22 protein-coding genes and 1 pseudogene are annotated in these 26,882 nt (G+C 58.9%); 14 read left to right on the plus strand and 9 right to left on the minus strand.

The genetic code is table 11. The features are described 5' to 3' along the window. The first annotated feature begins 2 nt into the window (after positions 1-2). Positions 3-1,520: an aldehyde dehydrogenase family protein gene (locus RYC18_RS05650; protein WP_316884087.1), complete on the plus strand. Its 1,518-nt coding sequence runs from the start codon at positions 3-5 to the stop codon at positions 1,518-1,520. 4 nt (positions 1,521-1,524) lie between these two features. After that, positions 1,525-2,682 carry a M20 aminoacylase family protein gene (locus RYC18_RS05655; RefSeq protein WP_057405045.1) on the plus strand — a complete coding sequence of 386 codons (1,158 nt, stop codon included), beginning with the start codon at positions 1,525-1,527 and terminating at the stop codon, positions 2,680-2,682. Positions 2,683-2,804: 122 nt separating this feature from the next. Here the strand turns inward: RYC18_RS05655 and RYC18_RS05660 are convergent, their stop codons facing one another. After that, on the minus strand, positions 2,805-3,731 hold the full coding sequence (locus RYC18_RS05660; protein WP_032638651.1) for a LysR family transcriptional regulator: 927 nt from the start codon (positions 3,729-3,731) through the stop codon (positions 2,805-2,807). A 151-nt stretch (positions 3,732-3,882) separates the two neighbouring features. Here RYC18_RS05660 and RYC18_RS05665 point away from each other — a divergent pair, with 151 nt between their 5' ends. Then, positions 3,883-4,665, plus strand: coding sequence for a YqcI/YcgG family protein (locus RYC18_RS05665; RefSeq protein ID WP_005733792.1), 783 nt, complete (start codon positions 3,883-3,885; stop codon positions 4,663-4,665). 6 nt (positions 4,666-4,671) lie between these two features. After that, a complete protein-coding gene (locus tag RYC18_RS05670; protein ID WP_005781925.1) occupies positions 4,672-5,313 on the plus strand; it encodes a LysE family translocator in 642 nt (213 codons plus the stop codon). A 13-nt stretch (positions 5,314-5,326) separates the two neighbouring features. Here the strand turns inward: RYC18_RS05670 and RYC18_RS05675 are convergent, their stop codons facing one another. Continuing rightward, positions 5,327-6,703: an L-serine ammonia-lyase gene (locus tag RYC18_RS05675; protein WP_004664394.1), complete on the minus strand. Its 1,377-nt coding sequence runs from the start codon at positions 6,701-6,703 to the stop codon at positions 5,327-5,329. 129 nt (positions 6,704-6,832) lie between these two features. On the opposite strand from RYC18_RS05675, the gene RYC18_RS05680 reads away from it, so the two are divergent. After that, entirely contained in the window at positions 6,833-7,744 is a 912-nt protein-coding gene (locus RYC18_RS05680) for a LysR substrate-binding domain-containing protein (RefSeq protein WP_002554369.1), read from the plus strand. A 12-nt stretch (positions 7,745-7,756) separates the two neighbouring features. On the opposite strand, the gene RYC18_RS05685 is transcribed toward RYC18_RS05680, so the two are convergent. The 3 genes from RYC18_RS05685 to RYC18_RS05695 form a co-directional block, all read right to left on the minus strand. Next, the gene (locus RYC18_RS05685) at positions 7,757-9,085 is read right to left on the minus strand and encodes a DUF3100 domain-containing protein (RefSeq protein WP_005746337.1); all 1,329 of its coding nucleotides are present in this window, start codon (positions 9,083-9,085) and stop codon (positions 7,757-7,759) included. A 519-nt stretch (positions 9,086-9,604) separates the two neighbouring features. Further along, entirely contained in the window at positions 9,605-10,996 is a 1,392-nt protein-coding gene (locus RYC18_RS05690; protein WP_316884097.1) for a VOC family protein, read from the minus strand. 23 nt (positions 10,997-11,019) lie between these two features. Next, a complete protein-coding gene (locus RYC18_RS05695) occupies positions 11,020-12,267 on the minus strand; it encodes an aspartate aminotransferase family protein (RefSeq protein WP_054994697.1) in 1,248 nt (415 codons plus the stop codon). A gap of 253 nt (positions 12,268-12,520) precedes the next feature. On the opposite strand from RYC18_RS05695, the gene RYC18_RS05700 reads away from it, so the two are divergent. Together RYC18_RS05700 and RYC18_RS05705 are read left to right on the plus strand one after the other, a co-directional pair. Continuing rightward, positions 12,521-14,011, plus strand: coding sequence for an aldehyde dehydrogenase family protein (locus tag RYC18_RS05700; RefSeq protein ID WP_005781933.1), 1,491 nt, complete (start codon positions 12,521-12,523; stop codon positions 14,009-14,011). A 42-nt stretch (positions 14,012-14,053) separates the two neighbouring features. After that, entirely contained in the window at positions 14,054-15,340 is a 1,287-nt protein-coding gene (locus RYC18_RS05705) for an FAD-binding oxidoreductase (RefSeq protein WP_316884102.1), read from the plus strand. A 12-nt stretch (positions 15,341-15,352) separates the two neighbouring features. On the opposite strand, the gene RYC18_RS05710 is transcribed toward RYC18_RS05705, so the two are convergent. Both RYC18_RS05710 and RYC18_RS05715 read right to left on the minus strand, forming a co-directional pair. Next, a complete protein-coding gene (locus RYC18_RS05710; protein ID WP_057405050.1) occupies positions 15,353-16,726 on the minus strand; it encodes a sensor histidine kinase in 1,374 nt (457 codons plus the stop codon). Continuing rightward, positions 16,723-17,385 (minus strand): response regulator, encoded by a 663-nt coding sequence (locus RYC18_RS05715; RefSeq protein WP_002554362.1) that lies wholly within the window; start codon positions 17,383-17,385, stop codon positions 16,723-16,725. The genes RYC18_RS05710 and RYC18_RS05715 overlap by 4 nt, the downstream gene beginning before the upstream one ends. Before the next feature lie 168 nt (positions 17,386-17,553). Between RYC18_RS05715 and RYC18_RS05720 the strand changes: the two genes are divergently transcribed. From RYC18_RS05720 to RYC18_RS05750, 7 genes are all read left to right on the plus strand, one after another. After that, a complete protein-coding gene (locus RYC18_RS05720; RefSeq protein WP_002554361.1) occupies positions 17,554-17,817 on the plus strand; it encodes a PepSY domain-containing protein in 264 nt (87 codons plus the stop codon). Further along, positions 17,817-18,362, plus strand: a complete 546-nt coding sequence (locus RYC18_RS05725; protein ID WP_002554360.1) for a cytochrome b/b6 domain-containing protein — start codon at positions 17,817-17,819, stop codon at positions 18,360-18,362. The genes RYC18_RS05720 and RYC18_RS05725 overlap by 1 nt, the downstream gene beginning before the upstream one ends. A gap of 38 nt (positions 18,363-18,400) precedes the next feature. Then, the gene (locus tag RYC18_RS05730; RefSeq protein WP_316884110.1) at positions 18,401-19,699 is read left to right on the plus strand and encodes a sialidase family protein; all 1,299 of its coding nucleotides are present in this window, start codon (positions 18,401-18,403) and stop codon (positions 19,697-19,699) included. Continuing rightward, a complete protein-coding gene (locus tag RYC18_RS05735; RefSeq protein WP_002554358.1) occupies positions 19,696-20,316 on the plus strand; it encodes a hypothetical protein in 621 nt (206 codons plus the stop codon). The genes RYC18_RS05730 and RYC18_RS05735 overlap by 4 nt, the downstream gene beginning before the upstream one ends. A gap of 10 nt (positions 20,317-20,326) precedes the next feature. Then, the gene (locus RYC18_RS05740; protein WP_046835375.1) at positions 20,327-22,360 is read left to right on the plus strand and encodes an LTA synthase family protein; all 2,034 of its coding nucleotides are present in this window, start codon (positions 20,327-20,329) and stop codon (positions 22,358-22,360) included. A 350-nt stretch (positions 22,361-22,710) separates the two neighbouring features. Beyond that, positions 22,711-23,325, plus strand: a complete 615-nt coding sequence (locus RYC18_RS05745) for a biliverdin-producing heme oxygenase (RefSeq protein ID WP_316884116.1) — start codon at positions 22,711-22,713, stop codon at positions 23,323-23,325. After that, on the plus strand, positions 23,322-25,559 hold the full coding sequence (locus RYC18_RS05750) for an ATP-binding protein (protein ID WP_316884118.1): 2,238 nt from the start codon (positions 23,322-23,324) through the stop codon (positions 25,557-25,559). The genes RYC18_RS05745 and RYC18_RS05750 overlap by 4 nt, the downstream gene beginning before the upstream one ends. Before the next feature lie 46 nt (positions 25,560-25,605). On the opposite strand, the gene RYC18_RS05755 is transcribed toward RYC18_RS05750, so the two are convergent. Further along, the gene (locus RYC18_RS05755) at positions 25,606-26,310 is read right to left on the minus strand and encodes a permease (RefSeq protein WP_316884120.1); all 705 of its coding nucleotides are present in this window, start codon (positions 26,308-26,310) and stop codon (positions 25,606-25,608) included. Positions 26,311-26,363: 53 nt separating this feature from the next. Next, positions 26,364-26,882: pseudogene (locus RYC18_RS05760) on the minus strand (hypothetical protein); the annotation flags it as partial.

Consider the following 26,882-nt stretch of genomic DNA (forward strand, 5'->3'; position numbering starts at 1 on the left):
CGATGAGCACTGCAAAAATTCTTGAACTGATGCGTCCTTACTGGGGCGATCGCAGTGTCATTGCCAGCTACGTCGGCGGCCAGTTCATTGAAGGCCATGGCGCGCCGGTTGAAGTGCGCAATGCCCATGACGACAGCCTGTTGCTGAGCTTTCCGGACGCTGACGAGTCGTTGGTCGACATCGCCGACAAGGCGGCCAAGGCTGCGCAGCAGCAATGGTGGGCGCTGACCGCTCAGGCGCGGGGTCGCGCCATGTATCAGGTAGGCAATCTGATTCGTGAAGAACTGGAAAACCTCGCGCAGATCGAATCCCTGACCGCCAACAAGCCGATCCGCGATGCCCGCGTTGAAGTGCTCAAGGTAGCCGAGATGTTCGAGTATTACGCCGGCTGGGCAGACAAGCTGCATGGCGAAATCATCCCGGTGCCGACCACCCACCTCAACTACGTGACCTACGAACCGCTGGGCACGGTGTTGCAGATCACCCCGTGGAACGCGCCGATCTTCACCTGCGGCTGGCAGATCGCCCCGGCGATTGCGGCGGGTAACGCAGTCATCCTCAAACCGTCGGAACTGACGCCGCTGAGCTCTTTGATGGTCGGTGTGCTGATTGAGCGCGCGGGCGTACCGAAAGGGCTGGTCAACGTGATTGCCGGTTTCGGCCATTCCATCGGCCAGGCGTTCATTGCCAAGGCTGACATCCGCAAAGTGGTGTTCGTCGGCTCGCCAGCGACCGGTCGGCATATCGCCGTGGCTGCGGCGCAGCGCTGTATTCCCGCGGTGCTGGAGCTGGGTGGCAAGTCAGCCAACATCGTATTCGACGATGCGGATCTGGAAGTGGCCTTGCGTGGCGCTCAGGCGGCGATTTTCTCCGGTGCCGGGCAAAGTTGTGTCTCCGGCTCACGGCTGTTGGTGCAGGAATCGATTTTCGAGAAGTTCACCAACGCTCTGGCGGTGGCGGCGACTCAGTTCAAGGTCGGCGACCCCGGCGACCCGGACACCCAGATCGGCCCGATCAACAATGCCAAGCAGTACAACCATGTGAAGAGCATGGTCGAGCGCGCATTGAAAGACGGCGCAAGACTGGTTGGCGAGCAGGCTGATCCGATCCCGAACAAGCCGGGTTATTACGTCAACCCGACGGTGTTGGCGGGCACCAACGAGCTGCATTGTGCGCAGGAAGAAATCTTCGGCCCGGTGGTGGTAGCGATTCCGTTCAAGGATGAAGAAGACGCGATCCGCATCGCCAACGACAGCCGTTTTGGCCTGGCCGGTGGCGTCTGGACCCGTGATGTCGGGCGTGCCCATCGCGTTGCCAGACAGGTGCGTGCCGGGACGTTCTGGGTCAATGGCTACAAGACTATCCACGTCAGCTCGCCGTTTGGCGGCTATGGTGAAAGTGGTTATGGCCGTTCTTCCGGCCTGGATGCACTGCGCGAGTACAGCGAAGTGAAAAGCGTCTGGGTCGAAACCGCCGCCAAGCCTGCCGCCAGTTTTGGCTACGGCGCGAGTCTGGAGTAAGTACATGCCCATTTCAAAGACACTGATCGACGAAGCAACTGTCTGGCGCCGCACGATCCACGCTGCGCCGGAGCTGGGGTTTCAGGAGCTGAAAACCTCGGACAAGGTGGCTGATCTGCTGAGTAGCTTCGGCATTCAGGTGCACCGCGGTCTGGGCGGTACTGGCGTGGTCGGCACCCTGCGCAATGGCGACGGCCCGACCATCGGCATTCGCGCCGACATGGACGCCCTGCCTATTCAGGAGCTGGGCGACAGCGTGCACAAGTCGGCCCATAAGGGCTGCATGCACGCCTGCGGACACGATGGCCACACGGCAATTCTGCTGGCCACCGCCCGGCACCTGTCGGAAACCCGCCGGTTTGCCGGCACGGTGCATTTTGTCTTTCAGCCTGCCGAGGAAAACCTCGGCGGCGCGCAACGGATGATCGAAGACGGTCTGTTCGAGCGCTTTCCGATGGAAGCGATCTACGGTTTGCACAACTGGCCGGGCGTGCCTGCTGGCAAGGTGGTCATCAATCCAGGGCCGATGATGGCATCGCTGGACACCTTCGAAGTCACCCTGACTGGCAAGGGCAGCCATGCGGCCATGCCGGACAAGGGCAATGACCCGATCGTGGCCGCAGCCGAGCTGGTGCTGGGGCTGCAAACCATTGTTTCCCGGCGCCTGTCACCGCTCGACTCGGCGGTGGTCAGCATCACTCAGTTCAATGCCGGAGAGGCGATCAACGTGATCCCGGAAACCGCCACGCTGCGTGGCACCGTGCGTTGCCTGCAAACCCCTGTGCGGGAAAAGGTCCAGCGATTGATCGGCGAGTTCGTCGAGCGTTTGCCGACGGCCTTCGGCGTGCGCGGCGAACTGGTTTACAACGTCGGCTACCCGGTGACCGAAAACCATGTCGAAGCAGCAGCCACGATCCGTCGTGCAGCAGTCTCCGCAGTCGGCGAGGCCAACGTGCAGTGGGGCTGTAACCCGTCGATGGCCTCCGAAGACTTCGCCTTCATGCTGCATGCCTGCCCGGGTGCGTACATCTGGATGGGCGTCGATGGCGAGAAACCGTCGGCGGCGTTGCATAACCCGTATTACGACTTCAACGACCAGGTGATCGAACCGGGTGTGGCGGTCTGGACATCGCTGGTGGAGCAGTGTCTGCCGCTGAGTTGAATGGCTTGCATACTATGCCGTAGGAGTGAGCTTGCTCACGAAGGCAATGGTCCAGACGCCCTTTTTATGGGGTTGTCCGGCTTCTTCGTGAGCAAGCTCACTCCCACCGGGAACGGACTCCTTCAAGGTGCCGCGAGCAACTCCACTGCAATACCGGATATGTCCGGCAGGCAGGTCAGCAGGTGGTCGCGCAGTTCCAGTACTCGCTGGCGCTTGAAGCTGTCCTGCAGCCAGACCAGGTAATAGGCATCTCCGGTGCCAACCGCCGAGTTGAACGGCAGAAAGACCTGACCTTCGTTCAGGTCATCAGCGACCAGAAACAGATCGCCAATCGACACACCGTGCCCTCTGACTGCAGCGGTAATGCCCTGATCAAGGGTGTCGAACACCTTGCCTTTGCTCAACGTCACCTGACCAGAGAGGTCCATCCGGCTCAGCCAGCGCCGCCAGTCGCGGCGGTCGCTGGAAGGATGGATAAGTTCCGCAGCCTGCAGCCTCTCTGTTCCCCACGGCTGGTCGCCTAACGTGTCTGCCGAGCAGATCGGAATCAGCCACTCATCGAACAGCTTGCAGGTTTCCACCTCGGCACCAAAGCTGCCATTGCCCAGCAGAATCGCGCAGTCGAAAGGCTCCGAATAGAAGTCCACGCTATCAAAGTCCATCCACACGCTGGAGAGCTGTACCGGCAGGGCGGGCGCAGGCTTTTTGAAAGACTCCAGCGCGTGCAGCAGCCAGCGCATGGTCAGGGTGGACGGTGATTTGAGGCGCAGATTCGCGCCCTGACCCCGGAATGGCTGGCAGGCGTCCTCGATAATCCGGAAGCCGATCTTGAGTTGACTGGACAGCCGCCGGCCCTCGTCACTGAGCGAAAGCCGCGGGCCATTGCGCTCGAACAATCGACAGCCAAGGGTTTCTTCCAGGGTACGAATATGACGACTGATGGCACTCTGGGTAAGGGAGAGTTCCTGCGCAGCACGCGTAAATGAACATGATCGAGCCGCGACTTCAAAGGCTCTCAGCGCGTAAAGAGGCGGTATACGTTCAGTCATGTGATAACTAACCATGATTATTTGTCATAGTAGGTTACACCTTTTTCCATTTTTCCGCGCACGCGTCTCCGGTCAGAATCGCCGGCTCGTCCACTGTCGTAAAAATCAAACAATAAGGCGGTGTTCTTATCTGCTGCGTGCGTGAGGGAATATGCTGCCCAAGTCCGAAAAGCTGTTACGCCAATCTGTTGTAAGACATTTGCTGGAAAGTGACACCGCCCTGGAAATGGGCTGGAGGGTTCAGGCTTACAGGCAGTTCGAGCAGGTGCTGAGTGACAAGGGCTTTCCTTGTCTGTTTGGCCGCCGTGCCAACAAGTCCGGAAGCTGTCTGCTGCTGTTCATCCCCTGTGAGAATGAGCAACAAGCGCTACGTGACGGCATGGAAGCGTACGTAAAGTTCGTTAATGACACGCCACTTGAAGATCGCCTGTTCAACCCGTTGATTGTCATTTTCGAGAAAACCGATTTCAACACCTTGGCCGAAGAGCAGGCCTATGCGTGGGCCACCTTGCAGCATTTACATGACGGTGACCGAACGCCCTGGCCGGCCAAAGCCTGCACAGACCCTGAAGTGTTCGAGTGGACCTATCACTTCGCCGGACTGCCGATGTTCATCAACATGAGCTTTCCCCGTCACAGCGCGATGAAAAGCCGTTCGCTGGGTGGGCACATTGTGTTTGTGGTCAACCCTCGGGAGAACTTTGACGAGGTGGCAAGCGCCGAGACGGAAAGTGGTCGCAAGGTCAGGGAAAAGATTCGCCAGCGAATCGCCGATTACAACAACGGCGTGGTACCCGACACGCTGGGTTTTTTCGGCGACCGTAGCAGCCTGGAATGGAAGCAATACCAACTGTATGAAGAAGGCGGGCTTTCACTGTCCCGTTGTCCTCTGCATATCAAAGTCGACAAGACTGACCATTTGAACGAGCGTTGAGTACCCATGGATATATCGTTGCTGCTGATCTACATGTTCAGCGTCTTCATGCTGATCATCACCCCTGGTCCGGTGGTGGCACTGATCGTCAATACCAGCCTGGCGTGCGGGCCGAAACGCGCGATGCTGACGGCGCTGGGCACCAACTGGGCATCACTGGTGTTGGTGTTGGTCGCGGCATTGATTCTGACGGGCACGCTGTCGGTGAGCGTAAGCATGCTCAACTGGATCAGCCTGGTGGGCTGTTTCTTCATCGCCTATCTGTCGATGCAGGCGCTGGAACAGGCGTTGCGTTACGCCCCGACGCCGCCTGAAGCAGCGCCAGCGCCGTTGCCTGCGCGTAGCAGGCACAGCGGGCTGGTGACCGGTTTTCTGGTGGGGATTTCCAATCCGAAGGACATCATCTTCTTCGTCTCGTTTTTCCCGCAGTTCATTCACGTCACCGAATCGTTCAAGGGCAGCATTGCCTTGTTGTCGTTGCTGTGGATCATCATTGACCTGTCGATCCTGTTTGCCTACATCTTCCTGATGCGTCAGAAGCTGGCCTTGAAGTACAAGCGCAAGATCGAAGTCGCCTCCAGCGTGACCTTGCTGCTGATCGCGCTGGGCGGAATCTTCTATTCGGGCTCGGCACTGTTGAATCAGTAAACGCCTGAGCCGATCAGCACTCGATCAGATTGACTGCCAGCCCGCCGCGTGAAGTTTCCTTGTATTTATCGTGCATGTCCGCGCCGGTATCGCGCATGGTGCGGATGGCGTGGTCCAGCGAGATGAAGTGCTCGCCGTCGCCGCGCAGCGCCATTTGTGCAGCGTTGATTGCTTTCACGGCAGCAATCGCGTTGCGCTCGATGCAAGGGATTTGCACCAGCCCGCCAACCGGGTCGCAGGTCAGTCCCAGGTTGTGTTCCAGACCAATTTCCGCCGCGTTTTCCACCTGTTCGGGCGTGGCACCGAGAATTTCCGCCAGGCCAGCGGCGGCCATTGCGCAGGCCGATCCTACTTCGCCCTGACAACCCACTTCGGCACCGGAAATGGACGCGTTCTTCTTGCACAGAATGCCGACCGCAGCAGCGCTCAGGAAGAAACGCACCACGTCGTCATCATTGGCCGTAGGCTTGAACTTCATGAAGTAATGCAGCACCGCAGGCACGATACCCGCCGCGCCGTTGGTGGGCGCAGTCACCATGCGCCCGCCCGCGGCGTTTTCCTCGTTGACCGCCAGGGCGAACAGGTTGACCCACTCCATGGCGCTCAGGGTCGAGCCGATCACGTTCGGGTTATCGAGGTTCTGCAGGCTCTGATGCAGGCGGTAGGCGCGACGGCGCACGTTCAACCCGCCGGGCAGGATGCCGGTTTCAAGCAGGCCCTTGTCGACGCAGGCGCGCATCGCGGCCCAGATGACCATTATTTTCTCGCGAATTTCTTCCTCGCTGCGCCATACCTTCTCGTTGGCCATCATCAGTTCGGAAATACTCATGCCGTGGGTCTTGCACAGCTTCAGCAACTGCGCGCCACTGAAAAAGTCGTAAGGCAGAACAGTAGTGTCGTTGTCCAGCACGCCGCTGGCTGCCTGTTCGGCATCGATCACAAAGCCGCCACCCACCGAATAGTAGGTCTGCTCGTAAACTTCACCGGTCTTGCCGTAGGCGCACAGCGTCATGCCGTTGGGATGGTACGGCAGGTTTTCATTGAGCAGGCACATGTCCCGCTCCCAGACGAAGGTGATGGCCTGCTCGCCCGCCAGCATCAGCTGGTTATCGGCACGCAGCGCGTCGATGCGCTGGTTGACCTGGCCAGGGTCGATCTGGTCCGGCCATTCGCCCATCAAGCCCATGACTGTTGCGCGATCGCTGCCGTGTCCGATGCCGGTGGCCGACAGAGAGCCGTACAATCGCACCTCGATCCGTTCTACGCTGTGCAACCGGTTCTGGTTGCGCAGCTCGGTCACGAACAGTGCCCCGGCGCGCATTGGCCCGACGGTGTGAGAACTGGACGGCCCGATGCCGATTTTGAACATGTCGAAGACGCTGATAGCCATCACGAAGGTCCTTCAGGTGAGATGATGCACGGGAATTTGGTATTCCCCTTTTTCTGTTACTCATCTTTGGCTTCGGCTGTCGAAACGACAAACGATTGTTGCTATGCAACGCTTTAGCGGAACTCTTCAATGAGCAGAATCTTCAACGCACAGATGCACGCCTGGTTACAGGTGTTCGCCTGCGCAGCCCGACATCTTTCCTTCACCCGGTGCGCCGAAGAGCTGCACGTCACTCCTGGCGCGATCAGCCAGCAGATGCGCCAGCTTGAAGAGCGCCTGGGCTTCGCGCTGTTTCACCGGGTCGGGCGCGGGCTGGAGCTGACCGCCGAAGGCCAGCGTCTGGCGGTGGTCGCCAACGAGGTGCAGAGCCGTATCAGTGAAGAGCTGCGTCTGCTGTATTCCGGGCGCATCGGCGGAGTGTTCAAGTTGCGCTGCATCCCCTCATTCCTCAGCAAATGGCTGATGCCGCGCCTGCCACGCTTGCAGGAAGCGTTTCCGGACATCCAGTTGCGGATCATTGCCGAAGACAGCAGCGGGTCGTTGCGCGATGACGATTTCGATCTGGCCATCGACCTGAACGACGGCAGCTATCCGGGGCTGTCGACCACTCCATTGCTGGAAGAGGAGCTGTTTGCGGTCTGTTCGCCAAGCCTGTTGGTGGGCAAGCCGCCACTCGATACGCCCAGCCAGCTGGTGCACTTTCCGTTGCTGCATGACATCACTGCCTGGCGCGGCAGCTATGAATACGCTGAGTGGGAGTTTTATCTGACCGCCATCGGCGCTGATGGTATCGACGTGCGCCGTGGTCACACCTTCAACCGCAACCACCTGACCATCGACGCCGCGCGCATGGGCATGGGCGTGGCCATTGCCCGCAAGGCGCTGATTACCGACGAACTGGAGCAAGGCTTGTTGATTGTGCCGTTCGGGCATCCGATCAAGGCCAGGAAGAAATACGTCCTGGCCTATCGCGAAGGGGCGCTCTCTACTCCGGCACGCCGCGCCGTGCATGACTGGCTGGTGAACGAAGCAGTGATCTAGTCCGCTCCAGAATCAATGAAACATCTCTGCAATCAGCACGGCGCCGATAAAGGTACCGAAGTTGGCCAGGAACGATACCAGCACGATTCGCCAGCCCAGACGGCGGAAGGCTGGCAGGTCCTTGGCAATCGACAGGCCGGCAAAGGTCAGCATCGGGGTAATGACCGCCAGCATGTTGATCGAACTGGTCATCCGGGCAATCTCGGCCGCCCAGGGGCAGGCCGGTGAAGTCAGGAACATCGCCACCAGCGACACCATGCACACTGCCGGGATCTTGCGACGGATCAGGTTGCACAGCGCTTCGCCGACGAAGGCACAGAAAATCATGATACCCATGCCGGTGAATGCATCGGCCGACAGCGTCTTGTAGCCGACATAATTGGCAATCAGCGCCAGTGCACCGGCGGCCAGCCACGCACTGATCTTGCCCGCCCAGCCCAGTTCCGGAACTTCCAGTGACACATCGCTGTGGCGCAGGCCTTCATCAGTCATGGACGCCTTGGTGGTGCGGCCGATCAGCGGCTCCAGCACCCGATAGCCCCACACTGCCAGTGGCAGGGAGATAAACAGGGTGAAATAAGTACCGATGGTGGTGGTGATCAGGTTTGATGCCGCCGCCAGCGTCATGACCTCCTTGGCGACTTCCGGTGTTTGCTGCGCGGCAATTGCACCGGCTGCAGCAGCCATCATGCTGCCCGAGCCGATGCCCGAGCCCATCGCCAGCGAATTGGGATGGAAGATCCCCAGGCTGGCGATAAAGCCGGCAACGATGGCAATAAACAGCGCACCGAACAGGGTGCCGGTCAGGTACTCGGCCAGTACGCCGCGGCCTTCCGGGGAGTCCATGCCGTAGCGCTCGCCGATGATTGCCAGACTGGGCTCGCGGCCAACCGAGAACGTCGCGCCGATTGCCTCACGCTTGATGCCCAGCAGCAGTGCGACCGGCAGGCCGAGCACCACGGTGCCGACAAAGTGACCAAACTCCTGAAACACCAGCGCCCATCCCGAGGCGAACACTACCGGCAGCGAGCCGCCGACGACGAGACCGAGTTTGGCAATGAAAATCAGCAGGGCGGGTTGCAGGATCGAGGCCGAGCGTAGCTGGATGCCGTGATCGATACCGATGCTGCCTGGCAGGCGGCGACTGGCGATACCCACCATCGCGCCCAGCAACAGCGCCCATACCATCGGTAGCAGCACCACCTTGCCTGGGCCCAGCGGGATACTGACGGCACCGATCATCTCGGCAATGATCAGGATAACGGCGGCCCAGAGATACAGCTTCACCGTCGATGAAACGGCCTGATTGTCGCCCGACACTGCAGCGTGTGAGTTTTGCATGGTGATCCCCTTGCCTGCTGAATGGCCTTTTTCAGGCCTTATCAATCGTTATTCTGTTTTTCAGGTCGGCGCGATGAGGCGCCAGGGCAGCGTTGGAAAGTCCATGAAGTCATGGAGGCCGTTATCCGGCAGAGTATTTTTATGAGGTCTGAACGTGATCCGGACCCAGGCTGCTTCGAGCCTTTGCAAGGGGATTACAGGGTGCGTTATTTGAAGGGATGAGCCTTTGAATACGGCACTTTGCTGTCCACACGCAATCGCAGTATGCATAGCGCGAGGTTGCACACCAATATTGCGAATTTTATTTATCGTTGCGTTAAACAGAACACAGAAAGGGCTACACGGCCCTTGAAAGTGACTATCGTGCGACGCTCCGAGCCGCATGCCGTTCCGGACGCTCTGCGTCCTCTTTTGCGACGCAGAGCGTAGCGAACTGCATTCCCACGCAGAGCGTGAGGAACGATCATCTTAACTATCGTGCTGGCGCTCTGCGCAGGCATGCAGCTCTGGTTGCTCCCACTAGTAAGCGGGACTGCTCAGCTCAAGCGCCTTGGCGCATTCCTCCAGCGAGCGCCGCTGGGTGTCCGCATACAACTCCAGTTCGTTGAGCGTATTGCGCCCCAACGCCCGCTCAAAATCCTGCTGGTTCGAATTCGTCGCGTAATGCGCCTGCGCGTTGTCCCCCAGGTTGGACTGGAAGATGCCTGCCGCACTGACTGGCAGAAAGTCTTCATACACCAGCGGCTCGAAACGCACATGACCTGCTTCCACAAGCTGCTCCAGGCTGCCGGATGCACGCTCGGCAATGCCTGATTCAGTCGGAAAGTAGCGAAAGTAGGCCAGCCCCTGCGTGCGCATTTCATCATGATTGTCCGGAAAAGCCTGAAATGCCTTTTCCAGCAATTCTGCATAGCGCACGGCGTTGGCTTCGTTGGGAAACTCACCCAGTTCGTCGCGAGCTTCGTTCAACAGCCTGTCATACAGCGCGCGACCCTTGGGCGTCAGGGCTGCGCCGCGCTGTTCGATCTCGCCGAAGCGTGCCGAATGACTGCCCGACTGACTGCCCCCCTGACCAATGAACGTAATGGGTTCTTCAAGCGCCTTGAAGCTGGTCTGGCGCAACAGAATCGGACACTGGCGACGCGGTGGCCCTTCAACCACGGCCTTGGGCGTGATGCCTTTGCCGGGCATGCCGCTTTGCACCGCATCTATATCCAGCGTGCGCGGGGTGAGGTGATTGATATGCGGACCTCGAAATGCCACCACATCAGCGATCAGGCGATGCTGGACATTGAGCTTCTGGTACTCGTCAAGCGAGACCGTCGCCGTGTTATGCCAGCGAAAGGTTTCCAGCGCCTGCTGAATGAACTCGGCAGCGTCGGGCTCGCTCAACCCGCCGTCTGTCTCATGCTTGTCGATCAACGCCAGGGCACCGGGCGTGAAGATTCTGCGCTTGGCCAGCACCTGACTGGCAAACTCGCGCAGGCTGTCACTCTCGATCAGTTCCAGGCGCAGCAGTGAGGTGAACACCCGAAACGGACTGACCTGCAACGCCTGTTCATGCACGGCACGAAAAGCTGTGGAGTGAACCGGCACACCGGCTTCGGTCAGGTCGTAATAACCCACCGGCTGCATGCCCATCACCGCAAACAGGCGGGCGAGGGTGGCGAGTTCCTCAGCCGTACCGACGCGGATCGCACCGTGGCGTTCCATGTCCAGCCGCTGGATCTCGCCGGTCTGGCGCAGGCTGTTCAGCACCTCGCTGTCGCGGCTCATGACCTGCGCATTGACCTCGCTGACCAGCCCCATCAGCGTGCCGTATAGCGGCACTTCGTGCTGGTACATCTGCGACATGGCGCGAGAAAAGCCCGCGCGGATCTGGTCCGGGTCGGCAAAGCGTGCAGTGCTCATCAGGATGGTTTCTCCGTACGTGTTCAAGCCAGCGCTGCCAGGCAACGCTCGAAAATATCCAGCCCTTCGTGCAGAACATCGGGCTCGATGGTCAGCGGGATCAGCAGGCGGATGATGTGCCGCGACTTGCCGCTGGGCATCAACAACAGGCCAGCGTCCCTCGCTGAGGCCAATAGGTCGGCAAGCTGCCGGGTCCCTGGCTCGCCATCCGCTGTGATCAGTTCGATACCGCGCATGCAGCCTACGCCGGTCAGCCTGCCCAGGTAAGGCGACAGCTTGCCTGCCTGCCAAGCGTTGTAGCGCGAGACAATGGCGTTTTCCTGCTGTTCACCCCAGGTAGACAAATTGGCATCAGTCATTTGTGCCAGCGAGGCAAGGCCCGCAGCGCAGCCAATCGGGTTGCCGGAATAGGTGCCGCCGAGCCCGCCCTTGGGCAGGTTGTCGAGCAAATGCTTGCGACCGACCACGGCGCCCAGCGGAATGCCGCCTGCGATGCTTTTGCCCAGCAGAATAAGGTCCGGCTCGATGCCCAGGCGGCTGAACGCAAAGCGCTGCCCGGTACGGCCGAAACCGGACTGAATTTCGTCGGCGATCAATACGATGCCATGTTCATCGCAGAACGCTCGCAGCGCCTGAGCGAAATCCGCCTCCATGGCCAGGAAACCGCCTTCGCCCTGCACCGGTTCAAAGATGATGCAGGCCACATCGTTGACATCGATCTCTACGCTGAACAGTCGCTCCAGTGCCTTGAGCGCCTGCTCGGTGGTCACGCCGTTGTCCTTGCTGGGAAACGGAATGTGAAACACCGGGCCGGGCAGCACGCCGACTTTCTGTTTATAGGGCGCCACCTTGCCATTGAGGTTCAGGGTTGCCAGTGTTCGGCCATGAAAGCCGCCATCGAAGGCAATCACAGCCGTGCGGCCCGTCGCGCCACGTACGATCTTCAAGGCGTTTTCCGCCGCTTCCGCACCGCTGTTGGTGAGCATGCCGCTGAGCGGGTAACTCACCGGTACGAACTCCGTCAGTTGCCGCATGAAGCGGATATACGGATCGTGAGGCGTAGCGTTGAAGCAATAGTGGGTCAGCTTTGCCGCCTGATCCTGAATGGCCGTGACCACCTGAGGGTTGCAATGCCCCAGATTGAGCACGCCGATACCGCCGACAAAGTCGATGTAACGCTTGCCGGTGGTGTCCCATACTTCGGCATTGCGGCCGTGGGACAACGTTATGCTGTGGACAAACGAAATGGATTCGCTGATGTGTTCGCTCATCGGCCTGGACCTGACTTCGGGGGATCATGATGGCCTTATCCAAACAAACATCGGGCAACGCTCGCAAACGAAATAAAATCACCGGGTCATTCCAATAATTCCCGATGTAGCGGCTTTCGTTGCTGTTAATGGCAGGCAGTTCATTCCTAAAAGGAATCATGTTTTTCAAAAACGTCGTTTGTGGGTCAGCCCCGAGTGGATCAATACTGGGTTCATCAGTGATTTCCACCGTTTCCATGACAGGAGAATCAACATGGTTGCCGAGTTATTAGCACGTCTGGGCGTGGCGAACAGTGCCCACACACAAGGGGACTATCCGGTTTACACCCCGATTGATGGCAGCCAGATTGCCTCGGTCACGCTTGAAGGCAAGGCGCAGGTCGTGGCGCGCATCGACAGCGCCCACAGCGCGTTTCTGAAGTGGCGCACAGTACCGGCACCGCGCCGTGGCGAGCTGGTGCGGATCTTTGGTGAAGTGCTGCGTGAGCACAAGGCTGATCTGGGCGAACTGGTATCGGTCGAGGCCGGCAAGATCACTCAGGAAGGTCTGGGTGAAGTGCAGGAAATGATCGACATCTGCGACTTTGCCGTCGGTCTGTCGCGTCAGTTGTACGGCCTGACCATCGCCTCCGAGCGTCCCGGTCATCACATGCGCGAAACCTGGCACCCGCTGGGTGTGGTCGGCGTGATCAGCGCGTTCAACTTTCCGGTTGCGGTCTGGGCCTGGAACACCACGCTGGCGCTGGTCTGCGGCAACCCGGTGATCTGGAAGCCTTCGGAAAAGACTCCGCTGACCGCCTTGGCCTGCCAGGCGCTGTTCGACAAGGCGCTGAAGATTTTCGGCGATGCACCCGCAGCGCTCGCGCAGTTGGTGATCGGTGATCGTGACGCCGGTGAAGCGCTGGTCGATGACCCGCGCGTGCCACTGATCAGCGCCACCGGCAGCACCCGTATGGGCCGCGAAGTCGGTCCGCGTGTTGCTGCCCGTTTCGGGCGCAGCATCCTGGAGCTGGGCGGCAACAACGCGATGATTCTGGCCCCCAGCGCCGATTTGGACCTGGCCGTGCGCGGCATTCTGTTCAGCGCCGTGGGCACTGCCGGTCAGCGCTGCACCACGCTGCGTCGTCTGATTGTGCATCGCTCAATCAAGGACGAAGTGCTTTCCCGGGTTAAAGCGGCCTACGCCAAGGTGCGTGTCGGTGATCCTCGTGAAGGTAATCTGATCGGTCCGCTGATTGACCAGCAAGCATTTTCGGCCATGCAGAATGCGCTGACCAAGGCGCGCGACGAGGGCGGTCAGGTGTTCGGTGGCGAGCGTCAGTTGCAGGACAAATACCCGAACGGCTATTACGTCACACCGGCCATCGCCGAAATGCCTGGCCAGAGCGAAGTCGTGCGTCACGAAACCTTCGCGCCGATTCTCTACGTGCTGGCTTACGACGACTTCGAAGAAGCCTTGCGCCTCAACAACGAAGTACCTCAGGGGCTGTCGTCGTGCATTTTCACCACTGACCTGCGCGAAGCCGAGGCTTTCCAGAGTGCCGCGGGCAGCGATTGCGGTATTGCCAACGTCAATATCGGCACCAGCGGTGCGGAAATCGGCGGGGCATTTGGTGGCGAGAAGGAAACCGGTGGAGGGCGCGAGTCCGGCTCCGATTCGTGGCGCGCCTACATGCGCCGGCAGACTAATACCGTCAACTACTCCCGCGAGTTGCCGCTGGCTCAGGGCATCGTTTTCGACTGATGTGAACCGGGCGCTTATTGCCGACATTGCTGGAGCTTTTCGATGGTGCAGTTTGCTGAAGGCTGTCTGTGGGAACAATTGACTCCGCAACGTCCGGTCAGTCCGGCCTTGATTGGGGAACGAAGCGCCGACGTGTGCATCATCGGTGCAGGTTTCACCGGTTTGTCGGCGGCGTTGCGGTTGCTGGAAGGCGGAAAATCGGTGTGCGTGGTCGACGCTCATCAGGTCGGCCATGGCGGCTCCGGGCGCAACGTCGGTCTGGTGAATGCAGGCACCTGGGTGGCACCCGACGAACTGGACAAGGTATTGGGCAGTGTCGAGGCCAGCCGCCTCAATAGCGCATTGGGCGCGGCTCCGGCGCTGGTGTTTTCGACTATCGACAAGTACCGCATCGAGTGTCAGGACACCCGCACCGGCAACCTGCACATGGCCCACAATGCAAAAGGACTGGCTGATCTGCGCAGCCGTGCCGAGCAGTGGCAGCGGCGCGGTGCCAGGGTCGAACTGCTGACCGGAAAACCCTGTGAAGACGCCTGTGGCACCGACAAGGTCAGCGGTGCGTTGCTCGATCACCGTGCCGGTACGGTGAACCCGATGGCGTATGTGTCAGGCATGGCGCTCAATGTCGTGGCGCTGGGCGGTCAGCTGTTTGGCGAGTCTCCCGTCAACGGGCTGCAACGCACTGCCGATGGCTGGAAAGTGTCCACCGCCGCGGGCAGTGTGCGCGCCGAGAAGGTCATCATTGCCTCCAACGCCTACACCGAAGGTGAGTGGACCGACATCAAGGATCACATCTTCGCAGGCTACTACTATCAGGTCGCTTCACAGCCGCTCAGCGGCAGCGAGCAGGCGGGCATTCTGCGTGGCGGGCAGGGTTCCTGGGACACGCGCACGGTGCTCAGCAGTATTCGTCGCGATGCCCACGGGCGACTGGTGCTGGGCAGCCTTGGCAACGCTGGCAATTATCCGCTGTGGTTTATTCGTCAGTGGGCTGATCGCATCCAGCAGCACTACTTTCCCCAGTTGGGTCGGGTTGAGTGGCAGAGCACCTGGACTGGCCGCATCGGTTTCACCCCAGACCACTTGCTGCGTCTGTTCGAGCCTGCGCCCGGCCTGCTGGCCGCGACCGGTTTCAATGGCCGCGGCGTAACCACCGGAACGCTGATCGGCAAGTGCTTTGCCGATTACCTGCTGAGCAACGACGCAACTGCGCTGCCGGTGAGCTTTTCCAGCAGCAAAAAGGTCTCGGCCAATGGCCTGCGTACGCTGGCTTACGACGCCGGTTTCACGCTGTATCACGCTGGCCAGTGCTTACGCGTGGTGCTCTGAGTCGACTGGTTTTCAAGCCATTCTGCTTTTGATTCGCAGCTCCGCACACAGCCCGCCCTGCGCTGAATTGCGCAGGTGCAGGCTGCTTTCCAGTTTGCGCACGATCATGTCGACGATCGCCAGCCCCAGCCCAGCGCCATTGCTGTGGCCCTGACTGTAGAAGCGTTCAAAAAGGCGTGCTTTCTGTTTCTCGTCGATACCCGGCCCTGCGTCTTCGACTGACAAATGTGCGCTGCCGTCTTCCTGGCGGTTGAGCATCACGCGAATCTCGCTGGCCGGCGGGGCGAAGTTGAGCGCGTTGGTCAGCAGATTCTGCAGTGCGATGGTGATGGCTGATGGGTCGCTGTGGATCACGCAGTCATCGCCCGCCTCGAACACCAGATCGACACGCTTCTCCAGTGCCAGCGGCGTGAGCTCGGCCATTTCCTCGCGCACCAAAGTGTTCAGTTCAAAGGTTTGTAACTGGCTGACTTCAAGGCGCGGCTCAAGTCGGGCCATCGTCAGCAACTGGCTGGCCAGACGGGCAGCACGGTCGACGCCGTGCACGAGAAAATCCAGTGCCTCCAGACGCTGTTCCGGGGTTTCAGCCTGGCGGGCGTTCTGTGCGTGGATGCGCAGAATGGTCAGCGGTGTACGCAGTTCGTGGGCGGCGTCGGCGATAAACCGCCGCTCGCGCTCCAGCACGCTTTCGATCTGGGTCAGCAGACGGTTGAGCGCGTGTTGCATGGGTTCGAGCTCTTTGGGCAGCGGTGTTATATCAAGCGGCTCAAGGCTTTCGGCATCGCGTTGGCGAATAACCCTGGCCATCGACTGCAACGGGCGCAGGCCCCAGCCTATCGCCAGCCAGATCGCGACCACCAGCAGCGGCACGCCGATCAGCGTCGGCCACAAGGTGTGGCTGACAATGCGCTGAATCAGGTCCTGACGCACATCGTCGCGCTCACCGACCCAGATCAGGAAACCCTGCTGCGGGTCGGCCAGGAGGAAGCCGCACCACTCATGCCCGTTCTCGACCAGATCATGCGAGCCTTCTTCTGCGGGAGGCGCACTGAGCAGCGGCGCTTCGGCCGAACGCACCAAAAGCTCGCCCGACGTGCGCCAGACCTGAAACGTCAGCCGGGTTTCGTACGGATGGGCAACGCCACTGGTACCGACCCGGCTCATGGCCTGATCGAACGCTTGATAAAGCTTGTCCAGATCCTGCTCACCCGTAGCGCGCTGGCGCAGCACACCCTGCAACAGGCGCGCGCTCTGGGCCAGTTGCGCATCGTAGACTTCTTCTATTTCGTGATGGCTGTCGCGCAGCGCGAGCAGGCTGATCGCCAGGTCGCCGAGCAGCAACAGCACCAGCACCGGGACCAGAATGCGCGCGCGTACCGAGGTCATGCCTTGAGCTCCAGCAGGTAGCCGACGCCGCGCACGGTGCGGATCAGTTCGGTGGACAGTTTCTTGCGCAGGTTGTGAATCAACACTTCCAGAGTGTTGCTTTCGACCTTGTCCTGCCAGCCATACAGGGTATTGGACAAGCGCTCGCGGGTGACCACCTTGCCGGGGCGGATCATCAATTGGTGCAGCAGTTGATATTCCATTGGCGTCATCGGCACTTCGCTGCCCTGAAAACTGACCTGCTGCGAAGCCGGGTCGAGGCTGATACCGGCGTGTTCCAGCAACGGCTGCGCACGTCCCTGGCTACGCCTGAGCAAAGCCCGGACCCGGGCTTTGAGTTCATCGACGTCGAACGGCTTGATCAGGTAGTCGTCGGCACCGGCGTCCAGGCCGGCAATGCGGTCGGCGGTGCCGTCGCGCGCGGTCAGGATCAGCACCGGCAGGGCAAGCTCTTCGGCGCGCAACTGGCGCAGCAGATCGAAACCATCCATGCGCGGCAGGCCGAGGTCGAGCAGCAACAGGTCGAAGGGTTCGCTGCGCAGGGCGTGCAGCGCGCTCAGCCCGTCTTCCAGCCAGTCCAGCGTGTAGCCCTCGGTGTTCAGGGCCACACGGATGCCTTGGCCAATCGCACGATCATCCTCGACAAGAAGCAGGCGCATAGGGTTGTGACCAATGAATAGGGTGAGAAGGGCGCCATCATGCCGTCAGCAGGCAGCGTCGCGAAGTGCCGTGTGTCCGGGAAGATGTTACGAGCTGTTGCGTATTAAGCTTTTCCTAAGACTGGTTTCGCACAGTAGCGGCTCCTTAACTGCCTGTGAGTATCTGTCATGCGTAAAGTCCTGCTGGTTTCCCTGTTGCTGGCCAGCCCGCTGGCCCTTGCCGGTCCGCAATGCACCACCGCTGAAAAGTCCCAATGGCAGGATCAGGCCAAATTCCAGGAGCAGCTCAAGGCTCAGGGTTACGAGATCAGCAAGTTCAAAGTGACTGACGGCAACTGCTACGAGATTTACGGCTTCGATAAGGACAAGCGCAAGGTCGAGATCTATCACGATCCGGTCACTGGTAAAGCGGTCAAGACCGAGATCAAGTAATGAACCGGGTTTCCCTGCGCCTGTGGGACCCGCTGGTCAGACTGTTTCATATCTCGATCGCGGGTGTTTTCGTTGCCAATTACTTCTTCAATGAGGCGGGTGACGACTGGCACGTCTGGCTGGGCTATTACGCGGTTGCCTGGCTGGCGGTGCGAGTGGTGTGGGGATTTATCGGACCAGCCAGCGCGCGCTGGAGCGATTTCTGGCCGAGCCCGGCGCGCCTGCGTGCGCATGTCCGGTCGCTGATCAACCGGCAGCCGGTACACAGGCTCGGTCATTCTCCGCTCGGTGCGCTGGTCATGGTACTCATGATGGCGCTGATCTTCGGCATGGGCCTGACCGGCTTCCTGATGGAGGAAGTTGATGCCTTGTGGGGTGCTGACTGGCCTTTGCAGGCTCATGAAATTCTCGCCAATACATTGTGTGCCCTGGTAGTGCTGCACATGGCCGCGGCCATCTTCGAAAGCTTTCAAGTGCGTGACAACCTGCCCTTGTCGATGCTGACAGGCAAACGACGTCCGTTACCTGAAGATCGCCATCGCTGAAACCACCTCCTTGCCCTTCATCACAGTGATGCCTCCTGATGCGTGTTATTTCCCAAAACCTGACTGCATGGAGCGCAGGCCTGATTGTTGTAGTGATTTTTCTCAGTGCATGGCTAAGCCATCCACAGCACCGGATATCTGCCTTTGCCGTGAGCACCGCACCGGTCGATGCTGAAAGTGTGGCACCCAAGGCATCCTACATTTCGCGTTTCGCGTCTTCTGATCTGGACGATTTCGTGCATTCGTCAGCCGTGACGGCATTGCCTGGCGGCGACCTCATGTCGGTATGGTTCGCCGGTTCTCGCGAAGGCGCGGGAGACGTTGAAATACGTACCTCGCGGTTCGATGCGTCCAACGGTGAATGGGGCGGCGAGCAGGTCCTGGCGACCCGGGCGTCCACTCAGTCAGGTACTGGCAAATACATCCGCAAACTGGGCAACCCGGTGATCGCGCTGGCTCCGGACAATCGCCTGTGGCTGTTCTACGTGTCAGTCTCGGTCGGCGGCTGGGCGGGCAGTACTGTCAATGCCATGGTGTCCAGCGATATGGGGGTCAGTTGGTCGCCGCCGTGGCAGCTGGTGACATCGCCGTTTTTGAACATCAGCACGCTGGTACGTGGCGCGCCGGTGTTTCATACCGACGGCTCGATCGGCCTGCCGGTCTACCACGAGTTTCTCGGCAAGTTTGCCGAATACCTGTATCTGAGCGCAGATGGCGAAGTCATCGACAAGTTTCGCATCAGCCGCGGTAAAAATTCCCTGCAGCCCACCGTCGTACCGTTGGACGGCCAACGCGCCGTAGCCTTGCTGCGTTATGCCGGCGAGACGTTTCACCGGGTACTGGCCAGCCGTACCGAAGACGGCGGTCAGACCTGGAGCGAGCCGCAACCGCTGACACCCAGCAATCCCAACTCGTCGCTGGCCGCCGTCGGCGTACCGGGTAAGGGCTTGCTGGTGGCGTTGAATGACCTGCGCGAAGGTCGCTTCAAGCTCAGCCTGTACAGCACCGACGAGCAGATGAAGGTCTGGCGGCCACTGCCGGATCTGGACAAGTCACCCGATCCGCTGGGTACACCGTTTGCCCTGGAAGCCTACAAGGCTGCCATCGGCGAAGGCTTTCGCGCTTCCAGTGGCGCACGTCGCCAACCGATGGAAGCCGAGTTTCTGAGCAATCTGGACCAGCGTGTCTGTTCCGCGCAGGGGTGTGATTTCGAATACGAATACCCGTACTTCATCCGTAGCCCGGACGGCCTGTATCACCTGGTCTACTCGTGGAATAACACCTTCATCAAACATGTCAGCTTCAACGAGGCCTGGCTGGCGGAGCAACTTTTATGATCGCTTTGGGATTGGCTCATCTGGCGTTTGCCTGGACCCTGTTTGTGCTATTGGCTCCGCTGACCGCATCGTTATGGTGGCGCTGTGGCCTGCTGGCAGCGACCTCGCTGTTGAGCGTTATTTCATTCGACGGTTTGTCGATGGCGTCGTACGCTCGCAGCCTGACCGACGATCTGGCAATCAGCAGTCTGGTGGTGCTGGGCTGGCTGACCTTGCAGCGATTGGGTGTGCTCAGACCGATGGCAGTTTCCCGGCGATGGGTGATGCTGCTGGTGTTCGCTGTGCTGGCGCTGACGTTGTATCCGGCCACGCTGGGTCTGACTTACTTCGACCCCTACCGCTGGGGTTACAATCCGCGACCGATGATCATTATTGTCGCCGTTATCGCGTTGGGGCTGGTCTTGATGCGTAATGCGCTGGCTGTAGTGATGCTGGCTGCTGCGACGCTGGCATTCACATTTCGTATCAAACCGTCGGAAAATTATTGGGATTACCTGATTGACCCGCTTCTCGCCCTGTACTGCTGCGGGGCTTTGCTGAGCCTGGGCATCCGTTTTGTTTATCGCCGGGCAACGGAGTCGCGCCGTTCGGCCACTCTGTCTGCTGGCAATGTCTAGAGGAATGACGATGAGTTGGTTGCAATCGCGACGCCTGCATTATTGGCTGGGCGCGGTCATGTTGGTATTCCTGCTGTCGGCGTTACTGAGGGGGGTGTTTTTCTTCGGATTTTCTGGCGTCGAGCCGGGCGCCCTGTTTACCCATGGCGAGGTTGCGCAGACGCTGGGTATCGGCGTGCGTTTCGACCTGCGTCTGGCGCTGCTGATACTGCTGCCGGTCGCAGTGTTGCTCTGGTTGCCGCGCTGGAACATGGTCAGCCAGCCGGTCTTGCGCTGGCTGGCGCGAGGCTATCTGATTGTTGCGCTGGCTGTTCTGACGATGATTCATATCGTCGACTTTGGTCATTACGCCTATCTCGGGGTCAGGCTCAACGCCAGCGTGATGCGCTATCTGGAGGATGCGCAGATTTCCCGGGACATGCTCTGGCAGACCTATCCGGTGCTGTGGATCACTGCTGGCTGGTTGCTGACCGTTGCAGCGCTTGGCTGGGCGCTGCTCAGGCTTGAACGTGTCACTCTGGACCGCCAGGCCCGGCCGCTCAATCGCTGGTCCGTGGTCTGGGGTTCGGCACTGGTGGTCTGTGCGACCTTTCTCGGTTTGCTGGGCCGGGTCGAGAATCTCAATCTGGAAAATCCCGTACCGTTGCGCTGGAGCGATGCATTCTTTTCCGGCAACAGCCAGGTCGCGGCACTGGGGCTCAACCCGGCGCTGTTCCTGTACGACACGCTCAAGGTCTCCCAGTCCCACTTCGATGAAGCCCAGGTGCGTGAACACTATGAGTCGGTCGCGCGCTATCTGGGTGTCCAGCAGCCAGATGCGCAGGCCTTGAACTTCAAGCGTCACCAGCCTGTGCAGCCTTACCGAGTGCGCAGCGAGCGGCCGCCGAATGTCATGTTCGTCATGCTTGAATCACTGGGCACCAGTGCTGTCGGTGCCTACGGCAATCCGCTGAACCCGACGCCGAATCTGGACCACCTGGCGACTCAAAGCTGGTTCTTCAAGCATTTCTATGTGCCGGTGACCGGCACCGCAAAAACGGTCTGGGCAAGCATCACCGGGGTGCCCGATGTCACCCGCCAGGAAACGGCTACGCGTCATCCGCTGCTGACGCGTCAAAACACCATCATCAATGACTTCAAGGGCTACGAGAAGCTGTACATGATTGGTGGCAATTCCGGTTGGGCCAACATGAACGCGTTGATCCGCCGCAGTATCGATGACGTGCGCCTTTACGACGAGCGCGACTGGAAGTCGCCGCAGGTGGATGTGTGGGGGATTTCCGACCTGGATCTGTTCAAGGAGAGCGACCGGATTCTGCGCGCGTTGCCAGCTGACAAACCGTTCTTTGCCTACGTACAGACCGCTGGCAATCACCGGCCATTCACCATCCCCAAAGACAACGATGGTTTTCAGGTCAGCGACAAGACACTGGAGCAGGTGCAGGCCGCCGGTTCGCGAAGCGTGGAGCAATACAACGCGGTGCGTCTGCTGGACTTCAATATCGGTCGGTTGATGGAACTGGCCAAGGCGGGCGGTTATTACGAAAACACCATCTTTGTGCTGTTTGGTGATCACAACACACGCATCAGCCAGATCCCGCACATGGCCCCGGCGTTCGAACAACTGGGGCTGGAGAGCAATAACGTTCCGCTGTTGATTCATGCGCCCGGCCTGCTGGGCACCCGGGTAGTCGATGACGCGGTCGGCCTTGCGGATCTACTGCCGACACTGGCGGGAATGACCGGTATGCCATTCACCAGCGGCACGATGGGCCGTGACATTCAGCAGCCCGCTCCCGAAGGCGAACGTGTGGTGCCGTTGGTACTGCGTGAAGGCACGTTCCCGCTGATTGGCGGTGTCACCCGTAACTACCTGCTGCAAATGGAGCACGATGGCAGTTCGCCCACGCTTCACGATCTGTCTTCCCTCACGCCGCTGGATAACGTCGCCGAGCAGAACCCGCAAGAGTTCGAGCGGCTGCGTGACCTCACTCGCGGCCTGCATGAAACCTCGCGAATGATGCTGTATCAGAACGTGCGCTGATCACCCGAACCACGCCAGGCGCAGGATATTGCGCAAGCCTATGGTCAAGGCCGTATGCTTGCGTGATGATGGCATCTGTATTTGATGATGTTAAAGTGCTTGCCAATGTGAACCCTGCACGGATTAAAGACGTACATGGCGCTGTTTTCGACTATCGTCACCAGTCAAGAGCAAGTTCTTCGGGCGGTATAAACAGCTGCCCGAGGCACTGGCTATTTTTCTGGTGGATTATGGTATTTCATCGCTAATACCGGAAAAAACTGTCGGATTTTGCTTCGAATCTGTATTTTGGCGGCCTGTTTTCGCTCGGATGCGTTTTTTGTCTATTGCACACTCAAGAGCCTTCCTGGATGCCGGCAAGTTTTTCATGTGTTACCTCGCCGAAATTGCTTGCTGCACTGCGTGCTGAAACGAGTCAGCTTCACGTTAAGCTCGAAAAACGCATGCCGTTTTTTTCACCCGCGCTGGATCATGCTCTTTACCTTCGCTTGCTTAAGGCTTATTACGGCTTTTATGCACCGCTTGAAGCTGCATTGCACGACAGTGCCTTGATGCCTGCGGAGCTTATCCCGCAAGATCGGGTCAAAACCGCTGTGCTGGTCGAGGACCTGCGTGCTCTGGGTCTGTCTGATGACGACATCAGGCAACTGCCTCGCTGCGAGCAACTGCCAGCAGTGGATACGCCCGGTTCATGCCTGGGAGTCATGTACGTCCTTGAAGGTGCAACGTTGGGCGGGCAGGTGTTACGGCGCGAAATAAACAGGCGACTGGGTCTGGATGAGCAGAGTGGAGCGGCCTTTCTCGATGTTTACGGTGCCGATACCGGGCCACGCTGGAGGGCGTTTTTGAACCACCTGGATGCAGTGCCGCGAGAAGTTGTTTTTATTGACGCCGCAGCGTTTGCGGCGCAGTCCACATTTGCATGTTTCGAGCAATGGCTCGATGGTCAAGAGGTACTGCTATGAGCCAACTCGACAAGGACGCTTTTGAAGTCCTCCTGGCCAATTGTGCGGATGAGCCTATTCAGTTTCCCGGAGCCATTCAGCCTCACGGTCTGTTGTTCACTCTGGAAGAGCCAAACCTGACGATCCTGCAGGTCAGTGCGAATGTGCAGAGCGTGCTGGGCCATGCACCCGAACACGTTCTCGGTAAAGGCCTCGAGCATGTTCTGGGGGCCGGCTGGGCCGAGGTGATCAGAAGCGCCAGCGCTCATGATTCGTTCGTTGATGCGCAACGCTTGCTGATGACGGTCAATGGCATCGAGTTCGAAGCCTTGATGCACCGCAATCAGGGGGTACTGGTTCTGGAACTCGAGATTCAGGACAAGGACGCGCAAGCGGTCAGTTATACCGAGCGCACTGGCAACATGGGCCGTATGTTGCGTCAGTTGCACGCTGCGAGTGATCTGCAAACGCTGTATGAAGTCAGTGTCCGCGAGATCCAGCGTATGACCGGTTACGACCGGGTACTGATCTATCGTTTTGAAGAAGAAGGCCATGGTCAGGTGATCGCTGAAGCGTCTGCACCCAGCATGGAACTCTTCAACGGCCTGTTCTTTCCGGCGTCGGACATTCCCGAGCAGGCGCGCGAACTGTACCGCCGCAACTGGCTGCGCATTATTCCTGATGCCGATTACACCCCGGTGCCATTGGTGCCTCAATTGCGCCCCGACACTCAGCAGCAACTCGATCTGAGTTTTTCGACGCTGCGAAGTGTTTCGCCGATCCACTGTCAGTACATGAAAAACATGGGCGTGCTGTCGTCCATGAGTGTTTCGCTGATTCAGGGCGGCAAGTTGTGGGGGCTGATCAGTTGCGGGCACCGTACCCCGTTGTACGTGTCCCACGAACTGCGCAGTGCCTGCCAGGCGATAGGTCAGGTGTTGTCGCTGCAGATCAGCGCAATGGAAGCTCTGGAAATAAGCCGTCAGCGCGAGGCGAAAGTCAGAGCGCTTGAGCAACTGCATCAAGCCATGGCCGAGTCCGAAGAAAACGTCTTTGACGGTCTGGCACAACAGCCGCAATTGCTGATGGATCTGGTCGGTGCGACCGGCGTCGCGATCATCGAAGACCGGCAGACGCATTGTTACGGGGCCTGCCCGGAGGTTTCGGATATACGTGCGCTGCACACATGGATGATTGCAGGCGGCGAGCCGGTGTATGCCAGTCATCATCTTTCCAGTGTCTACGCGCCCGGGGAAGCTTACCAGCCAGTCGCCAGTGGTGTATTGGCCATGAACTTGCCCAAACCTGTGGATAACGGCGTGATCTGGTTTCGTTCCGAGGTCAAGGAAAGCGTCCAGTGGAGCGGTGATCCGAACAAACCGCTGAACATGGAAAGCTCGGAAGGCGGTATGCGCCTTCGGCCGCGCACATCGTTTGAAATCTGGAAGGTCGAAATGACCGGGATTGCGCCAAAGTGGAGCCATGGCGACGTGTTTGCAGCTAACGACCTGCGCCGCTCCGCGCTGGAAAACGACCTTGCCCGCCAGGTGCGCAAGGAGCAACAGGCCGTTCGTGCCCGTGACGAACTGGTAGCGGTCGTTTCCCATGACTTGCGCAACCCGATGACGGTCATTTCCATGCTCTGCGGAATGATGCAGAAGTCGTTCAGCTCCGATGGGCCACACACCTCGCGGCGTATTTCCACGGCAATCGACACCATGCAGCAAGCAGCCAGCCGCATGAATGTGTTGCTTGAAGACCTGCTCGACACGTCGAAAATCGAAGCAGGCCGCTACACCATCACACCGCAGCCACTGGAAGTCAGCCAGATTTTCGAAGAGGCCTACACCTTGCTGGCCCCGCTGGCGATTGACAAATCCATCGAGATTTCCTTCAATGCCGAGCCCGACCTCAAGGTCCAGGCCGACCCGGAGCGCCTGTTCCAGGTGCTGTCCAACCTGATCGGCAACGCCATCAAGTTCACCCCGAAACTGGGCAAGATCGGCGTGGCGGCGATGTCCAACGGCACTGAAATCGTGTTCACCGTGCGTGATTCCGGCGAGGGCATCCCACCCGAGCAACTGCCGCACATCTTCGAACGCTACTGGACCGTCAAGGAGGGCAACCCGACCGGCACCGGTCTGGGCTTATACATCTCCCAAGGCATCATCAAGGCCCACGGCGGAGAACTGGGAGCGCAAAGCCAGTTGGGTGAGGGTAGCGAGTTCCGCTTTACTGTGCCAATTGCGCATTGATTGCTTTCTCAGGCTTGAGGCGTAGATGACTCAAGCCTGAGCGGCATCAGCCCTGATGCCAGTCAGTGGCTTTTTCGATGTATTGAGCGTTGGCTGGAAGTGCCTTGCGCAGAAACGCGAGGTATTTGTCCATAAGCGCCTTGCTGGGAAAACGCGCGGCGAATCCGCTGGTTATATCCTCGCAATGGATAATGACCATCAGACGTTTGTGATCAACCGTGACAAATTCATGCAAATGCCACGGGGCGGTTTGTCGATAGTGGACGGGGTTTTCCCAGTTCAGCAGTTTGATGGCTGTGATAAAGGCCATCGCCACTGGGCCGATCAGGAAGAGCAATGATCCGGTGAGAGGGGCGACGAGGACGAATGCCAGGATGACGAAAATAGCGATGCCTTTGAAAAGTGCGGAGGCGAAGTCGGGATAGTGGAGGTAGTACTCGACTGTGGCACCGTCGGTTTTCAGGGTGTAGTTGTAGATGGTTTTTTGGCGGATGATCAATGCAATCAGGTAGAGAGCCGCTCCTGCGGATGTATACACCAAAAACAGTGCCTCGGAAGGACTGTCTAAGTATATATCCCGGCCAATCCATACAAAAAATAGTGATGGGCATGCACAGATGGTTATTGTAATCAGCTCAGTCAAAAGTATTTCATTAGGCGATCTTGCCATAGTTGTTATTGACCAATTCAAGACGTCCTCGCCACTCAGATAGTTTTTGGGTTTACTATTAATCTGTAACGCGTCAGTCATGCTTTCAAGCTCTTTTGGGGAGCAGGTATGGCAGTTATTTTTTTTCATGATTTTTACTCTGCTATTTCGAGTGTCAAGGTGCCAATTCGGCTAGTTGCCTTTATTTCAAGTTCGGTACTGATCAGGCCGTCGAATGTGGTCTTTACCTCACTAGTTAGTTCAAGCTGAAACAGATATCCGGTATCCTCTTTTCCTGACTTTATGAGGCTGCTGGAGTACCATATTTGTAGCTCAAGATACGTTGCTTCTTTGTCAAGGGGCACCCATGTCTCCCATACGACAGCCTCATCCTCCGGAGGCATTAGCGGATAGGTAAAGTCCTCGCACGCATTGCGGACAGGTTGATTGGAGAGCTTTCCAAAATAGTCAGTATTCTTGAACTGACCTCTGTCGAGAAAAGGCCAGTGTATGGGGTTATCTATTTTTTCTACCGGAAGCACGCCCAGCGGACTTTTGTTGCTGATGACGTCGAAATGCACAGACTGCCCGCGCAGACTGGCATCAGCCCTGATGCCAATTAGTGGCTTTTTCGATGTATTGAGCGTTCGCTGGAAGTGCCTTGCGCAGGAACG

Origin of the sequence: Pseudomonas syringae group sp. 247E2, assembly GCF_032587795.1 — a bacterium.
Lineage (GTDB): Bacteria > Pseudomonadota > Gammaproteobacteria > Pseudomonadales > Pseudomonadaceae > Aquipseudomonas > Aquipseudomonas amygdali.

Excerpts from the sequence above, each read along its gene's own strand:
- RYC18_RS05650 (WP_316884087.1), top strand. The coding sequence starts at position 3 with ATGAGCACTGCAAAAATTCTTGAACTGATGCGTCCTTACTGGGGCGAT.
- RYC18_RS05655 (WP_057405045.1), top strand. The coding sequence starts at position 1,525 with ATGCCCATTTCAAAGACACTGATCGACGAAGCAACTGTCTGGCGCCGC.
- RYC18_RS05660 (WP_032638651.1), bottom strand. The coding sequence starts at position 3,731 with ATGACTGAACGTATACCGCCTCTTTACGCGCTGAGAGCCTTTGAAGTC.
- RYC18_RS05665 (WP_005733792.1), top strand. The coding sequence starts at position 3,883 with ATGCTGCCCAAGTCCGAAAAGCTGTTACGCCAATCTGTTGTAAGACAT.
- RYC18_RS05670 (WP_005781925.1), top strand. The coding sequence starts at position 4,672 with ATGGATATATCGTTGCTGCTGATCTACATGTTCAGCGTCTTCATGCTG.
- RYC18_RS05675 (WP_004664394.1), bottom strand. The coding sequence starts at position 6,703 with ATGGCTATCAGCGTCTTCGACATGTTCAAAATCGGCATCGGGCCGTCC.
- RYC18_RS05680 (WP_002554369.1), top strand. The coding sequence starts at position 6,833 with ATGAGCAGAATCTTCAACGCACAGATGCACGCCTGGTTACAGGTGTTC.
- RYC18_RS05685 (WP_005746337.1), bottom strand. The coding sequence starts at position 9,085 with ATGCAAAACTCACACGCTGCAGTGTCGGGCGACAATCAGGCCGTTTCA.
- RYC18_RS05690 (WP_316884097.1), bottom strand. The coding sequence starts at position 10,996 with ATGAGCACTGCACGCTTTGCCGACCCGGACCAGATCCGCGCGGGCTTT.
- RYC18_RS05695 (WP_054994697.1), bottom strand. The coding sequence starts at position 12,267 with ATGAGCGAACACATCAGCGAATCCATTTCGTTTGTCCACAGCATAACG.
- RYC18_RS05700 (WP_005781933.1), top strand. The coding sequence starts at position 12,521 with ATGGTTGCCGAGTTATTAGCACGTCTGGGCGTGGCGAACAGTGCCCAC.
- RYC18_RS05705 (WP_316884102.1), top strand. The coding sequence starts at position 14,054 with ATGGTGCAGTTTGCTGAAGGCTGTCTGTGGGAACAATTGACTCCGCAA.
- RYC18_RS05710 (WP_057405050.1), bottom strand. The coding sequence starts at position 16,726 with ATGACCTCGGTACGCGCGCGCATTCTGGTCCCGGTGCTGGTGCTGTTG.
- RYC18_RS05715 (WP_002554362.1), bottom strand. The coding sequence starts at position 17,385 with ATGCGCCTGCTTCTTGTCGAGGATGATCGTGCGATTGGCCAAGGCATC.
- RYC18_RS05720 (WP_002554361.1), top strand. The coding sequence starts at position 17,554 with ATGCGTAAAGTCCTGCTGGTTTCCCTGTTGCTGGCCAGCCCGCTGGCC.
- RYC18_RS05725 (WP_002554360.1), top strand. The coding sequence starts at position 17,817 with ATGAACCGGGTTTCCCTGCGCCTGTGGGACCCGCTGGTCAGACTGTTT.
- RYC18_RS05730 (WP_316884110.1), top strand. The coding sequence starts at position 18,401 with ATGCGTGTTATTTCCCAAAACCTGACTGCATGGAGCGCAGGCCTGATT.
- RYC18_RS05735 (WP_002554358.1), top strand. The coding sequence starts at position 19,696 with ATGATCGCTTTGGGATTGGCTCATCTGGCGTTTGCCTGGACCCTGTTT.
- RYC18_RS05740 (WP_046835375.1), top strand. The coding sequence starts at position 20,327 with ATGAGTTGGTTGCAATCGCGACGCCTGCATTATTGGCTGGGCGCGGTC.
- RYC18_RS05745 (WP_316884116.1), top strand. The coding sequence starts at position 22,711 with ATGCCGGCAAGTTTTTCATGTGTTACCTCGCCGAAATTGCTTGCTGCA.
- RYC18_RS05750 (WP_316884118.1), top strand. The coding sequence starts at position 23,322 with ATGAGCCAACTCGACAAGGACGCTTTTGAAGTCCTCCTGGCCAATTGT.
- RYC18_RS05755 (WP_316884120.1), bottom strand. The coding sequence starts at position 26,310 with ATGACTGACGCGTTACAGATTAATAGTAAACCCAAAAACTATCTGAGT.